Here is a 13,536-nt window from a genome sequence, read left to right as displayed (position 1 = left end):
TGCAGTCATACACTATGCGTTACTGACGCGTTCATTAGCATGCTCAGGATCAACTTCCACATTCAGATTGAAATGCGCTGGTGCATTCCCCGCATGTAGAATTACAGGAATGCTTTTTGATGCTGGGATTTTGGCATATTTATCATGGCTGCCCAAAGCCACCAATGGATTGGTTTCGGGATAATAGGCCGCCAGACTACCTTGCGGAATGTTATACGGTACAATACGGAAACTATGCACGATTCGTTTTACCCCATCCGAGAACACACTTTCGATATCAACCCATTGATCAGCTTCAAAACCTGCGGCATCAATATCCGCCTGATTCATAAACAAAACACGGCGCTGTCCGAATACACCGCGGTAGCGATCATCCAAACCATATAAAGTGGTGTTGTACTGGTCATGTGAACGTGTGGTCATCAAGGTATAAACTTGCTGCTCAGTATAAGCCGCAGCATATTGATTTTCTTTGTCTTCGTAGACTTCTGTCAAAGGTGTAATCAAAAACTGGGCTTTGCCGCTAGGCGTATGCCAAACATGCTGATTGGCTGGATGCTCTAAATGAAAACCACTCGGTTGATAAACCCGTTGGTTGAAATCATGAAATTCATCAAAAACATCGGCAATGGAATCGCGAATACGATCATAGCTCTCAATATACCAGCGCCATTTCACGGTACTGTCTGGTAGGGCTGCTGCTGCCATACGCGCAACAATATCAGGCTCGGATAAGATATTTTCTGAAATCGGCGGATTGCGGCCTGCAGAAAGATGCACATTACTCATCGAATCTTCAACTGAAATGGCCTGAGCACCATGAAGCTGCATGTCCACTTCTGTCCGCCCCAAACACGGTAACATTAAGGCCGTCTTGCCACAGACCAAATGACTACGATTCAACTTGGTGGTAATGTTGACAGTTAAATCACAACGGCGTAGCGCCTCTTGGGTATAGGGCGTATCAGGAGTGGCAACCGCAAAGTTTCCGCCTAGACCGATAAAGACTTTGACCTCGCCTTCATACATCGCCTTGATGGTATCGACTACCCCAAAACCATGTTTACGCGGCGACTTGATCCCAAAGACCCGATCAATACTATCTAGAAGTGCATCACTTGGATTTTCATTGATACCCATAGTTCGGTCACCCTGCACATTACTATGACCGCGTACTGGACAGAGACCTGCACCCGGACGACCGATATGCCCTCTTGCCAGCATCAAGTTTGCCAGCATATGAATATTGGCTGTCCCGTGACGGTGTTGGGTAATCCCCATCCCCCAACAGAAAATGGCAGTTTTCGCATCTAGATACATTTTGGCAATTGATTCTAAATGTTCAGGTGACAGTCCCGTATGTTTATGAATTTCTGCCCATGCTGTGCCATCAATCTCAGCCAGCATTTCATCAAAACCAATGGTATTCATTTCAATGAAGCTACGATCAAAAACACTGGCTTTTCCTTTCGTGAGTGCCTTTTTATCCCATTCCAACAAATGCTTCATCACCCCAAACATCAGTGCATAGTCACCCCCAATTTTGGGTTGGAAGTAATAGCGGCTGATTGGGGTACTGCCATTGGTCATCATTTCCAATGGCGCTTGCGGATCTTGGAAACGTTCCAGCCCGCGTTCTTTGATTGGGTTAATGGCAACAATATTACCGCCTCTTCGAGAGACTTCTCTCAAGGTTGCCAACATACGTGGATGATTGGTGCCTGGATTATGCCCAAAACTAAAAATCGCATCGGCCTGATCAAAATCATCCAGAATAACGGTGCCTTTGCCTAAACCAATCGCATCTTTTAAACCGACACTGGTGGTTTCATGACACATATTGGAACAGTCAGGGAAGTTATTGGTTCCAAAGCTGCGAACAAAAAGTTGATACAGAAATGCCGCTTCATTACTGGCACGACCAGAGGTATAAAAAGCCGCTTGGTCAGGATGATCAAGTGCTTGTAAATTCTGAGCAATCAATTGAAAGGCTTCATCCCAAGAAATTGGGACATATTTATCAGAAACAGGGTCATATCGCATCGGGTCGGTTAAGCGCCCAAGATCCTCAAGATAGAAATCATTTTGCTCAGCCAGCCAACTCACAGTATGTTGCGCAAAGAACTCCGGCGTTACCGTTTTACTGGTTGCTTCAAAAGCAACGGCTTTGGCACCGTTTTCGCAGAAGTTAAAGGCATGTGCATCTTTTTTCTCAGGCCATGCACAACCTGGACAATCAAAGCCTGTTGGTTGATTAATATTGAGTAAGGTGATTGAGCCTTTTTTTAAGATATCTTGCCTTTTCAGATTGCGGGCAACACTTAACAATGCACCCCATCCACCGGCTGGTTGGGTATAAGGTTCAATTCGTGCAAAACTGGTATTTTCTTGCTTATGAATGGTTTGTTCTGAGTTATCCATCACGCTTGCCCTCATCTGAGCTATTTTTTAACATTTGCTACAGATAGGATTAACATGAATTGTGCTTCTTTTCTATTCCTGATTTGTCTTATCCCTGTATTTATATCTCAAAAAAAAAGCCTAGAAGGATCTAGGCTTTATTGACCATTTGATAAACAGTATGCAATTACTCTCCTGCCAAAGCACACTCAAAATTGGCTTTATCGACTGAGCAACGCGCTTTTTTCAAGACGGACATCATGCCCGCATCATAAATACCACGCTGAGTTAATTCAATCCGGCCATCCCGCATCATTTTCTGATACTTCAATTTATCTTCAGCCGTTAAATTCATTTTATATTTGGCTGGGATCTCTGATTCCAAGCGCTTAATGGTTGCAAAGATCTTCGGTAATTGCTTAACCGACCAATCTCGTGATTTTTGACCAAAACCTGCTGGGAATTTTTCAGGGCGAATCACCAGATTTGCCGTTACCTGTAAAACAGGAAAATTATACATAACCCCATTGCTGCCTAAGCCTTTACTCAACTCTAATGGTTTATAAGCATAAGCAGGCGCACCGATCATATCCACCTGACCATTGTTAAATTTGGCGGCAAAATTGGAAATATCAGAAAGTACTGCTTGTGCACCCACCCGCTGAACAATCAGTTTTTGCGCATCGTCATAGCCCAATACCGCAAACTTTTTACCTGCGGCTTTTTCAATTGAATTAATACTTTTATCACGGACAAAAATATAAGCAGAACCTAGGGGTGAAATGCCGACCACTTCATATTTATTGCCTCCAAGATTAGTGGTCATTTTCGCAGCATTACGTGGATCAGAAACAAAGGTTATGGCTCGTTTCGCGATCTCATCACTGGGTACACCACCGAGAGAGTCAATCGAACCTACAAATTTATTATAAGGACGAGCACGCATCGATGTCATTGCTACACCTGCACATTTCCCTGCTTTAAAGTTATTGTCTGCCACCTGTTCGTCCGTGATAGCAAGCAGGTTAACATCAGCACCCCAACCTTTGGCTGCCAATGCCCAATCTTGCATCATTTTATACGCTTCACCTGATTTCCCTAAGATATCAAAAACACAGACATCAATTGCCGCTTGGCTTGAGGTCGAGACACTCAGAATTGAAGCTGTGGTGATCGCAAATGCAATTTTTTTCATAGTTCCTTCCTTTAACAAACACTACGTCTGTTTTCTTATAAAATGTCCAATAAAGTCATTATTTTTGCCACACCCATACGATTATTTCAGTGCCTGAACAGCGGCTGAACGTGCTAAATAATCTAAAGCCTGTTGTGTATTGCCTTCTGTTTCTGGATGAAAACGAGGGGAAATCCAGCGAATGGTTGCTTGAGTTAAAAACGTCAATGTGGGGCCATTGTCAGTTGCTTTCGCCTGTTTTTGATAAATCGGCAATAATCGCCAAAAATTTCGATTAAAAATTTTTCGAATGCTAATATCTGGATCTTGTTTACCTAAGTCACGTGCAATATCTGCCAACAAATAAATGAAGATAGGAAAAACCAGCAGCATTAAAAACTGACGGTAGAGATAAAAAAATACTGGATTTGGCAGCAGTTGTTTAAATAAGTCAAATGCAACACAGCGATGTTCGACTTCTTCTGCCAGATGCCAACGGAACATATCCGCAATCACTGGGTCGGCCTTGTCCCATGATGTATTATCCATACACCATTGCCCCAACACACCCGTAAAATGCTCAATGGCGGCAACTACCCCCACACGGGTCATTAACCCAAAATGTGCCAAAGATTGCATCTCTAATGCTTTGATCCCTAAAGGACTTTCTCCGAGTAACACACCAAAAATCCAATTAATTTTTTTAAGCGCAGGTTCCAAATCATAATCATGCTGTTTCAAAAACTCCTGAGCACTTTGATGCGCACGTGCATGAGTGGCTTCTTGACGAATAAAGCCTTTTACATCATCAGTTAGAACAGGATCTTTCACATAAACCAAGGCCTTGTTATAGACACGACAAAACCAAAACTCACCTGCGGGTAAGATTAAATTAATCCCATTAATCAAATGCGAACAGATTGGATCATTTGGAATCCATTGCACAGGTGAATTGGAAAAATCAAACTTTACAGATCGTGCAACCAGTTTGTGATGCTGCGTGTGCGCATTCATATTAACCTCAGCTTTTCTTTGTAGCATTTTCAATATTTAAAGCAACGTTTGAGCTATTCACCACTCAATGAACATTCAAAATTGGTGCGTTCAACTGTGCAGCGAGCACGTTTTAGCACCCCCATCATGACGGGGTCATACACCCCGAGTTTGGTCAGCTCCATTCGCCCATCACGTAACATTTGTTGGTAACGACGCTTATCTTCATTAGATAAGCTTTGTTTATACTTCGCCGGGATTTCAGCTTCTAAACGGGCAATCGTGGCAAAATTTTTCGGTAATTGTTTGGTCGCCCAAGCCCGAGATTTCATCCCAAAACCTGCTGGAAATTTTTCCGAACGAATAATGATGTCACCCGTTAAATTAATCACTGGAAAATCAAACATGGCGCCATTACTCCCTAAACCCTTAGCAATTTCTAGGGGGCGATATGCGTAGGCAGGTGCAGCAATCACATCGACCTGTTTGTTATTAAACTTCTTCGCAAAGTCGGAAATTTCTGAAGGGACTCCCACCAACTCCAGTCGATCAACAATCATTTTTTGGGCCTGGTCATAATGTAAATAAGCAAACTTCTTGCCTTTGCCCTTCTCAATAGTGTTAATGGTTTTATCTCTGACAAAGACATAGGCCAAACCAATTTGGGCAATTGCAGCAACCTCATATTGCTCATCCCCAATATTGGTGACTAAACGGTGTCTATTGCGTGGGTCTAACACATAGCGAATGGCTTTTTGTGCAATCGAAGGACTGCTAATCGCGCCTAAAGCATCAATCGAACCTGCAAATTTATTGTATTTACGTGCGCGCATGGAGGTCATCGATACCCCATCACATTTTCCAGCTTCAAAATCACTTTGTGCTTTGGCTTCATCCTGATAGGCAATAAGATTAAGCTCCGCATTCCACGTTTTAGCAGCTAATGCCCATTCTTCTACAATTTTGTAAGACTCACCTGCCTTACCAAGTAAATCAAAGACACAAATATCAACTTTCGCTTGTGTAGCTGTTGAAAATACCGAGATAAAGGCGGTAATCAAAATTCCTTTTTTCATTCCCCATCCTAGTGTTATTTTTAACTCATCTGGACACTCTAAAGCAGCAGCACTCAAATATAAGCGGTCTACTACGGTGTTGATGCGGCTATTTTTAATTAAAAAAAAATGCTGTAATAGTTCCTAGTACGCCATTTTGGTATCATTTTCCGACATCATTATTATGGTCAGCAAAGATTTAGAAAAAACAGTTCCAGGCACTTATATCGCACTGATGGTCGATGTGGTTTCGCGTTGGGATATTTCAGCAGTTGAATTATTGAATGGCTCTGGTATCTCTCAACAACAATTGGTGCAACCGTTATGGCGAGCTGATGCCAAAATTGTGATGTCGATCCTACGACGTGCATTGGAACTGACACGAGTGCCTGCTTTAGAGTTCGGTTTTTATCTGGGTATGCAAATGACCATTACCTGTCATGGTTTGATGGGCATGGCAGCGATGCTCGCCAAAGATGTAAAGCAAGCACTCAATATTGCACAAGAATTTATTTCACTCCAATCCAGCATTCACACCATTCAGCTTGATGTCGTCGATGAACGTGCGCTGATCTTATTTGAACAAACCGAGACCTACTATCTGGATGAAGTGATTCAAATTGCACTCATTCTTGGCTTTGCACAGATGGGGAAAACTATTTCAGGGCAAACATTAACAGGTTATGCCGATGTGCAATTCAGCAAACCCGATTATTTTGATAAATTACTGCCCTTAATTCCAGGTGAAGTGAGATTTGATCAACCTGCAACTCGTTTGGAGTTTCAAAAAGAAATCTTAGATCTTCCCTTACTTCACTCAGATGCAATTGCGGAACGTTTAGCCCGTGAGGAATGTAAATCACAGTTGCGTAAACTATTGGAACAGAATAGTTTTAACCGCAGCATACAAGATTTAATCTATGACGAAGCAATGGGCATTAGTCCCTTAACGGAAGTTTTAAAAAAGTTGCATATGACTGAACGTGCTTTGCAGAGAAAACTAGAAAGTGAAGGCACCAGTTTTAGAGAACTGGTCGAAAAAGTCAGATGTGAAAAAGCCATTCAACTGCTGAAAAATCCCCATTTATCCCTCGAAAATATTGCAGACCATCTCGGCTATAGCAATACTAAAAACTTCTCACGGGCTTTCAAACGCTGGACAGGTACTTCGCCACGTCGTTACTGACTTTATCATGCGAGCTAGAATGATTCGGTACTTCAGCAATCAATAAAAAAACTTACTGGCAAGTGCTCGGATCACCAGTAAGAGAGAAAAAGTGAGAGTTTATTTTTTATCAGCATGCATTATTTACTTGTTACTAGGTGTAGCTGACTGTACTTGGGACGCATTTTGCTTCTGCTGTGATGGCATATAATCTGGCTGATTACTGACTGCAAGAAAGAAAAAGACCAAAAATAAACAACCCAATAAAATACTGATTCCAACCGCAAGGTAGGGAAACTTCGATTGCTCTTGAGACATCGCTCTGCTCCTATTCAAATATTAAAATTCAATTCGATACAATCACATTGTGGACAAGGTTTTAAAGCTGGCACCATTTTGAATACGAGTTTGCATGTATTCTGCATACACCGATAATTTTTCAAAAATATGTTCTGAATAAAACATATCTTCAATTAAATGCGCTGCTTGAGCTGGACTAAATTGACCAATTTGTGCGATCAGTTGAGCATTTAACTGTGCAAACAAAGTGCAGACTTTTTTGTGCCATTCATCTTTGTTTTTAAATAATAACTTTCGGGTATTGATCAATTCATCATTCAGCATGCTTTCAGTCTTATCCGCACGAATGACATCAATTTTCACATCAAAATAATCTTCTAAGACCCTTATCTGTTGATGATCAATCGGCAAATGTGTGATCAAGAAGATATGAAAGATATCCGTTCGACACAGCGCCTTGACCAGACAGCGAAACAGAAAATCTTCTTCAGTTTTGGCATGATTCACCAGATCAATATAGAGTTTGAGACTCTGAATCACATCTTCGATTTTGAGCGTGACGCTTTTCTCCGCCTGATAATATTGATTCAAAATCTGAAGTACAGGTGAAGAGATCGGTGTTGTGTAAATCACAGGCTGATTTAAATTGGCAATAATCAATGGTGCGAATAAGTAGGCTAGATTATTGTCATTCTTCACAATTTCAGCTTGAGCAATATAAGCGACCTGCTCTTTAGAAAAATCTCTCAGCACTTTGCCTCTCAATAGTGTTGCTTCAAGATTTACATATTCAAGACGTAGCTGTTCTTGTACTGATTGCGAAGGTAAACTGTCTTTAAACAGTCGAATCATCGCATTGAGTTCTTCGGTTACAAACATAGTCATACGCCATTCAGTCAGAAGTTTTGCTTAGACAACTTACAATGATTGATCAATATTCAAACACACTGCATCGTTGCTTATGCTATTTTGAATCAGGTCTGAATTGCTGAATAGCTACAGAGTTTGCTTAAAAAAATATAACAGATCATGGTTGAAATGCTCATCTGTTATAAAAAAACAAAAAGAAATTGTATCTACTCATATACAACAGAAGATTGGATGATGAATAAAACTTAAATTACTTTGAAATATTCCAATACCGTTTTTAGGTTCTGCTTATTTTTAAGGGTTTAAGTCCGTTCTTTCACATTTTCCTAGCGACTCGTTTAAGTCTGTTATAGGAGAGGATATATGGATCTCGGTCTCACTGCTTTAGAATTAGCCCGAATACAGTTTGCATTTACTGTTTCATTTCACATTATCTTTCCCGCCACCTCGATTGGTCTCGCCTGTTTTCTTGCCATGCTGGAATGGAAATGGCTACGCACCCAAAACCCGATTTATAAAGATCTATTCAAATACTGGATTAAAATCTTTGCGGTGGCCTTTGGGATGGGAGTCGTCTCTGGCGTAGTGATGAGCTACCAGTTTGGGACTAACTGGAGCGAATTTTCCCGTATTGCGGGAAGCGTGACTGGCCCATTACTCACCTATGAAGTCCTGAGTGCCTTCTTCTTGGAAGCAGGGTTCTTGGGCATCATGCTCTTTGGTTGGGGACGCGTCAGCCCCAAAGCCCATTTCTTTGCCACCCTGATGGTTGCCATTGGCACCTGTATTTCCATGTTCTGGATTTTGTCCTCCAACAGTTGGATGCAAACGCCGCAAGGCTTTGCCATTGAGAATGGCATTATTGTGCCAACCGACTGGTGGGCCATTGTGTTCAACCCCTCTTTCCCTTATCGCTTTGCCCATATGGCAGCCGCTGCATTTTTAGTGTCCTCCTTACTGGTGGTGGGTACTGCAGCATGGCACCTGATTAAAGGCCGACGCGATGAGTTGGTGAAAAAATCCTTTTCCATGGGTCTGTGGATGGTGCTCGTCACCTCGTGTTTGCAAGTGGTGATTGGTGATAATCATGGTTTGAATACCTTGAAACATCAACCTGCCAAACTTGCCGCGATGGAAGGGCATTGGGAGACCAATTATGATGAAGGTATGCCGCTCTATCTGTTTGGTATTCCAGATATGCAAGAAGAACGGACTAAATACGCCGTTGCCATTCCCAATTTAGGTAGTCTGATCCTGACCCACTCCATGGATGGCACAGTGAAAGGCTTAAAAGAATTTGCCCCTGAAGACCGACCAAATTCGACCATTGTGTTCTGGAGTTTCCGTGTCATGGTTGGGCTTGGCATGTTAATGGTACTGCTCTCTTTCATTGCTTTGTGGTTACGTAAAAAAGGCAAATTGTATGGTTCCTCGTGGTTTCATAAATTCGCTTTTGTCATGGGACCAACAGGCTATATTGCGCTACTTGCAGGCTGGGTCACCACTGAAGTAGGCCGTCAACCTTGGGTGGTGTATGGGGTGATGCGTACCAAAGATGGTTTATCGCATACAGTCACTGCGGATCAAGTCGGTATCAGTCTGATTATCTTTGTGGTGGTCTATACCATCGTGTTTGGTAGCGGTATTTATTACATGCTGAAGTTACTGAAAAAAGGTCCTGAGTTTATTGAAGCCATTGATCTTGAACCTGCAGGACATGGGCATTTCAAAACCCCAATGCGTCCATTAAGTGCAGTTGATGAAAGCATTGATCAACAAGACCCAAACAAGGAGAAGCACCATGATTGATTTATCTCTGATTTGGGTTGGCATTATCGGTCTCGGTGTTCTGATCTATGTCATTCTGGATGGTTTTGATCTCGGCATTGGTATTCTATTTCCGTTCATTAAAAGCAGCGAAGAACGTGATGTGATGATGAATACCGTCGCACCTGTGTGGGATGGCAATGAAACGTGGATGGTACTTGGTGGTGCTGGCTTATTTGCTGCCTTTCCATTGGTCTATTCAACGGTGCTTTCAGCTTTGTATATGCCAATTACCCTCATGGTGATTGCACTGATTTTCCGTGGTGTTGCTTTTGAGTTTCGTTTTAAAGCCAATCGCACCAAATATTTATGGGATCAAGCTTTTATCTGGGGTTCAATTCTATCGAGCTTCCTGCAAGGCGTGATTTTAGGAGCTTATATTCAAGGCATCCAAACCACCAATGGCATTTTCTCAGGTTCAGGCTTGGACTGGCTGACCCCATTCGCTCTATTTACAGGGCTGGGTGTGGTTGCGATGTACGCCGCGCTTGGTTGTGGCTGGTTAATTATGAAAACCGACCATGAGCTACGAGATCAAATGTATGGATTGATGCCTAAACTGATCATCTTACTGTTTGTGGTCTTTGCAGGGGTGAGTCTATATACCCCTCTCACTCATCCTGAAATTGCAGCACGTTGGTTTGCCTTGCCAAATCTGCTGTACTTTAGCCCAGTGCCGATCTTGGTGTTGTTGTTTACCTTCCTCATTTTAAAAGCATGTAAGCAACGTCAGGATTTCAAGCCGTTTATCTATACCTTGGCACTCGTATTCTTGGCCTTTACTGGATTTGTCATCAGCCTCTGGCCGAATATTATTCCGCCATCCGTCACGATTTGGCAAGCAGCAGCACCGCATTCCAGTCAAAAGTTTGCCTTGGTTGGGGCTGTAATTTTAATCCCAATCATTATTGCCTACACCATCCTCTCTTACTGGGTGTTTAGGGATAAAGTACGAGTTGGAGATACAGGTTATCACTAAGGAGCAGCTTTGCATGAAAATAAAATCTCTGCATTTAAGCCAAACGCAATGGTTTATAATCTTATGGTTAGTCGGTTTTTTTGCACTTGCCATCATTGCAGGTTTATTTAGACTGTTATTGATGTTTGCTTATTAAAAAAGAGATGGAACAGCTAGCATAAAAGCTGTTCCATCTATACGGATTCACTTGAGTTTATGTATAAATCAGAACAGTTAGCACACCAGCTCAAACTTCTCATTGAGAATGGGTCATGGAAACCGCACACCAAACTGCCATCTTTGCGTGAACAAGTACAGCGCTCAGGCTTTAGCTTAATTACGGTGATGAATGCTTACCAAGAACTGGAAGCACAAGGGCTGATTTATTCCAAAGAAAAGTCAGGTTATTTTGTGGCTGAGCAAAATAATATTCAGATTCCGCAAGCCTATTCAGTGGTGTCCTTAAATCCAAAGATTGAAATCAACTCATTGGTGTTTAAGTATCTTAAATCGATTCAATCCAAACAGGTCAGTCCCCTAGGTTCGGCTTTTCCAGACAGCCAGTTACTCTATCCTCCCAAACTGATTCAGATCATGGGACAGCTTTCCCGTAATCGACATAGTTATGATCAGACCACCAACCTCCCACCCGGGAATTTAGCCCTCAGGAAATTGATTGCGCAACGCTATTGTATGCAAGGGATTCCAACTGATGCAGATGACATTGTCATTACATCTGGTGGCTTAGAAGCCTTAAACCTTTCCTTACAAGCGATTACCCAACCAGGCGATTATATCTTGTTACAGCAAACCATTTTCTATGGCGCATGGCAGGCGGCAGAACGTTTGGGCCTGAAAGTGATTACGCTGCCAGAACATCCACAGCATGGCTTTGATATTGAAGCCTTTGAACAGGTCATTAAAAGTTATCCGATCAAGGTCTGCTGGTTTATGCTGAATGCGCATAACCCGATTGGCTTTACCGTCAGCGATGAAATTAAATATAAAATTGCCAAATTGTTGCATGAGCATCAAATTCATTTGATTGAAGATGATGTCTATGAAGAGCTGTTTTATGGCAATCAAAAACCACTACCAATGAAGTATTTTGATCAACAGAATCTGGTGTTGCACTGCTCTTCTTTTTCCAAAACCTTGGGCTCGGGTTTCCGTATGGGTTGGGTTTATGCAGGTAAATTTTCCGAGCATATTCAGCATCTGCAATTGATGAGTACCATTTCTGCCAATGCGCTGATCCAGAATGCACTGGTAGAGTTCCTCTCTCATCATCATTATGAAAAGCATTTAAGAACGCTTAGACGGGCGTTGGAAAAGAATAAAAAGCAGTTCTTTCAATATCTGAAACAGCATCTGCCTAAAGACTGTAAGGTGTATAACTATCCAAGTGGCTATTTTCTCTGGATTCAACTGCCGGAAAAAGTCAGCAGCATGCAAGTCTATGAACAACTGATTCAGCAACAGGTGGGTGTTGCGCCAAGTCCGTTATTTAATGTACTGCCTTCACATCAACATTTTATTCGCATGAATTGTTCCTTTGAATGGACCGATCAAATTCAGCATGCGCTGGAATGCTTTATTCAAACCATTCAAAATGCGATGTTAGATGAATCAGCGTTGGACAAATAGCTTTTCCGATACTGACTCGGCGTTTCCCCAAACATCTTTTTAAAAGCACGGATAAAATTAGTGGCTTCTTCATAGCCCACAAGACTGGCAACATCTTGAATACTGTATTGTGGCTGTTGCAATAATTTCTTGGCTTGATTAAAACGAACCTCCGCTAAAATTTGCAAGAACGTTGTCCCTTGTGCCTGCAAATGCCGCTTGATGGTGCGCTCGGACATATTCAAGCGCTGTGCAATCACGGGCAAGGTTGGATAGGCATTGCCTGCCTTATAGAGCAACTCGGAACGAATGCTTTTCTGTAGGTCACGCGTCGCTTCTTTGAGTAATTTCAGTTTGTCATTTTCACAATACAACAGCGCTTGCTGAAAGGCCGTTTGATCTGCATTTGGATTTTTACACAGTAAATAGTGCTTGGGAAAACGCAGACCATTACGTTGCTGATTAAAATGAATGCTGATTTGAGCAAGATCGACACTTTTATAATTCTGTGCGTCCGCCCAGTCGACAAAGACTTCACAATTTTCTGCAATTTTTTCAGAAAATAAACTAAGAAAATGAATGGCACCAAACAGTAAGCTCTCAATTAAGAAAGATCTTAATTGATCAGATTGCTGTGCATTACCTAATTTAACAGGATGTACATCATCCAAATGTACATAGACAAAATCTTCTTGAATATTTAATTCAGGGATAAAATTTTGGATGCGGGTACAGAAATACTGCTGGCAAAGGCTTAAAGCAGTTTCTACATCGGTACAGCTGAGAAATGCAAAGCCTAAAGCCCCATGCGACGTCGGTCGTAATTTAAAGCCATATTCAATGCCTAGACGTGGATTACCCGTCAGCTTTAAGGCGTTGACCACCAGTTTTGACCACTGGTGCGCACTCATTTTGGCATCGGCTTGTTTCATTTCTGCGAGCCTTAATCCCGTACCAGACAAAACTGTTTCAGTATCAATGGCATAATCATGCACAATTTCTAATAATAAATGTGCATAAGAAACTGAAATAGTTTCCTGAAACAATCCAAACGGATCTCGCATCGAACATCCACTGTCCTAAAATGATCATCAATATGGCATAGTCCCACCTATTGTGCGAGTGTTTTATTGGGAATAATGACTGCAATCAAAAAAACAACGCAGAA

12 protein-coding genes are annotated in these 13,536 nt (G+C 42.0%); 5 read left to right on the top strand and 7 right to left on the bottom strand.

The features are described 5' to 3' along the window. Positions 1 to 12: 12 nt before the first annotated feature. The 4 genes from A7P55_RS13740 to A7P55_RS13725 all read right to left on the bottom strand — a co-directional run bounded on the left by A7P55_RS13740 (position 13) and on the right by A7P55_RS13725 (position 5,643). Positions 13 to 2,421 (bottom strand): FdhF/YdeP family oxidoreductase, encoded by a 2,409-nt coding sequence (locus tag A7P55_RS13740; RefSeq protein WP_171552523.1) that lies wholly within the window; start codon positions 2,419 to 2,421, stop codon positions 13 to 15. 166 nt (positions 2,422 to 2,587) lie between these two features. Further along, on the bottom strand, positions 2,588 to 3,595 hold the full coding sequence (locus A7P55_RS13735) for a putative solute-binding protein (protein ID WP_171552522.1): 1,008 nt from the start codon (positions 3,593 to 3,595) through the stop codon (positions 2,588 to 2,590). Between the two features lie 81 nt (positions 3,596 to 3,676). Beyond that, positions 3,677 to 4,588, bottom strand: a complete 912-nt coding sequence (locus tag A7P55_RS13730; RefSeq protein ID WP_171552521.1) for a metal-dependent hydrolase — start codon at positions 4,586 to 4,588, stop codon at positions 3,677 to 3,679. 53 nt (positions 4,589 to 4,641) lie between these two features. Then, positions 4,642 to 5,643 (bottom strand): putative solute-binding protein, encoded by a 1,002-nt coding sequence (locus tag A7P55_RS13725; protein ID WP_171552520.1) that lies wholly within the window; start codon positions 5,641 to 5,643, stop codon positions 4,642 to 4,644. Between the two features lie 160 nt (positions 5,644 to 5,803). On the opposite strand from A7P55_RS13725, the gene A7P55_RS13720 reads away from it, so the two are divergent. Beyond that, the gene (locus A7P55_RS13720; protein ID WP_171553247.1) at positions 5,804 to 6,808 is read left to right on the top strand and encodes a helix-turn-helix domain-containing protein; all 1,005 of its coding nucleotides are present in this window, start codon (positions 5,804 to 5,806) and stop codon (positions 6,806 to 6,808) included. A 123-nt stretch (positions 6,809 to 6,931) separates the two neighbouring features. Here A7P55_RS13720 and A7P55_RS13715 read toward each other — a convergent pair whose 3' ends face one another. Together A7P55_RS13715 and A7P55_RS13710 are read right to left on the bottom strand one after the other, a co-directional pair. Continuing rightward, the gene (locus tag A7P55_RS13715; protein WP_016542121.1) at positions 6,932 to 7,105 is read right to left on the bottom strand and encodes a cbb3-type cytochrome oxidase assembly protein; all 174 of its coding nucleotides are present in this window, start codon (positions 7,103 to 7,105) and stop codon (positions 6,932 to 6,934) included. A gap of 42 nt (positions 7,106 to 7,147) precedes the next feature. Next, entirely contained in the window at positions 7,148 to 7,972 is an 825-nt protein-coding gene (locus A7P55_RS13710; protein WP_171552519.1) for a hypothetical protein, read from the bottom strand. 348 nt (positions 7,973 to 8,320) lie between these two features. Here A7P55_RS13710 and A7P55_RS13705 point away from each other — a divergent pair, with 348 nt between their 5' ends. Genes A7P55_RS13705 through A7P55_RS13695 form a run of 4 tightly spaced genes read left to right on the top strand, consistent with a single transcriptional unit; the run spans position 8,321 to position 12,389 of the window. After that, on the top strand, positions 8,321 to 9,766 hold the full coding sequence (locus tag A7P55_RS13705; protein WP_171552518.1) for a cytochrome ubiquinol oxidase subunit I: 1,446 nt from the start codon (positions 8,321 to 8,323) through the stop codon (positions 9,764 to 9,766). Further along, positions 9,759 to 10,763, top strand: a complete 1,005-nt coding sequence (cydB, locus tag A7P55_RS13700; protein WP_171552517.1) for a cytochrome d ubiquinol oxidase subunit II — start codon at positions 9,759 to 9,761, stop codon at positions 10,761 to 10,763. Before A7P55_RS13705 ends, cydB begins: the two co-directional genes overlap by 8 nt. A 13-nt stretch (positions 10,764 to 10,776) precedes the next feature. Next, a complete protein-coding gene (locus A7P55_RS22810) occupies positions 10,777 to 10,899 on the top strand; it encodes a hypothetical protein (RefSeq protein WP_005154018.1) in 123 nt (40 codons plus the stop codon). Between the two features lie 59 nt (positions 10,900 to 10,958). After that, positions 10,959 to 12,389, top strand: a complete 1,431-nt coding sequence (locus A7P55_RS13695; protein ID WP_171552516.1) for a PLP-dependent aminotransferase family protein — start codon at positions 10,959 to 10,961, stop codon at positions 12,387 to 12,389. Here A7P55_RS13695 and A7P55_RS13690 read toward each other — a convergent pair. Continuing rightward, positions 12,350 to 13,432, bottom strand: coding sequence for an AraC family transcriptional regulator (locus A7P55_RS13690; protein WP_171552515.1), 1,083 nt, complete (start codon positions 13,430 to 13,432; stop codon positions 12,350 to 12,352). The genes A7P55_RS13695 and A7P55_RS13690 overlap by 40 nt on opposite strands. Between the last annotated feature and the right edge of the window lie 104 nt (positions 13,433 to 13,536).

This window comes from Acinetobacter sp. Ac_5812 (assembly GCF_013072695.1).
Classification (GTDB): domain Bacteria; phylum Pseudomonadota; class Gammaproteobacteria; order Pseudomonadales; family Moraxellaceae; genus Acinetobacter.
The sequence above is the reverse complement of the archived record's forward strand: the minus strand, read 5'-3'. Positions and strand labels throughout refer to the sequence as shown.

Excerpts from the sequence above, each read along its gene's own strand:
- A7P55_RS13740 (WP_171552523.1), bottom strand. The coding sequence starts at position 2,421 with ATGGATAACTCAGAACAAACCATTCATAAGCAAGAAAATACCAGTTTT.
- A7P55_RS13735 (WP_171552522.1), bottom strand. The coding sequence starts at position 3,595 with ATGAAAAAAATTGCATTTGCGATCACCACAGCTTCAATTCTGAGTGTC.
- A7P55_RS13730 (WP_171552521.1), bottom strand. The coding sequence starts at position 4,588 with ATGAATGCGCACACGCAGCATCACAAACTGGTTGCACGATCTGTAAAG.
- A7P55_RS13725 (WP_171552520.1), bottom strand. The coding sequence starts at position 5,643 with ATGAAAAAAGGAATTTTGATTACCGCCTTTATCTCGGTATTTTCAACA.
- A7P55_RS13715 (WP_016542121.1), bottom strand. The coding sequence starts at position 7,105 with ATGTCTCAAGAGCAATCGAAGTTTCCCTACCTTGCGGTTGGAATCAGT.
- A7P55_RS13710 (WP_171552519.1), bottom strand. The coding sequence starts at position 7,972 with ATGACTATGTTTGTAACCGAAGAACTCAATGCGATGATTCGACTGTTT.
- A7P55_RS13705 (WP_171552518.1), top strand. The coding sequence starts at position 8,321 with ATGGATCTCGGTCTCACTGCTTTAGAATTAGCCCGAATACAGTTTGCA.
- cydB (WP_171552517.1), top strand. The coding sequence starts at position 9,759 with ATGATTGATTTATCTCTGATTTGGGTTGGCATTATCGGTCTCGGTGTT.
- A7P55_RS22810 (WP_005154018.1), top strand. The coding sequence starts at position 10,777 with ATGAAAATAAAATCTCTGCATTTAAGCCAAACGCAATGGTTTATAATC.
- A7P55_RS13695 (WP_171552516.1), top strand. The coding sequence starts at position 10,959 with ATGTATAAATCAGAACAGTTAGCACACCAGCTCAAACTTCTCATTGAG.
- A7P55_RS13690 (WP_171552515.1), bottom strand. The coding sequence starts at position 13,432 with ATGCGAGATCCGTTTGGATTGTTTCAGGAAACTATTTCAGTTTCTTAT.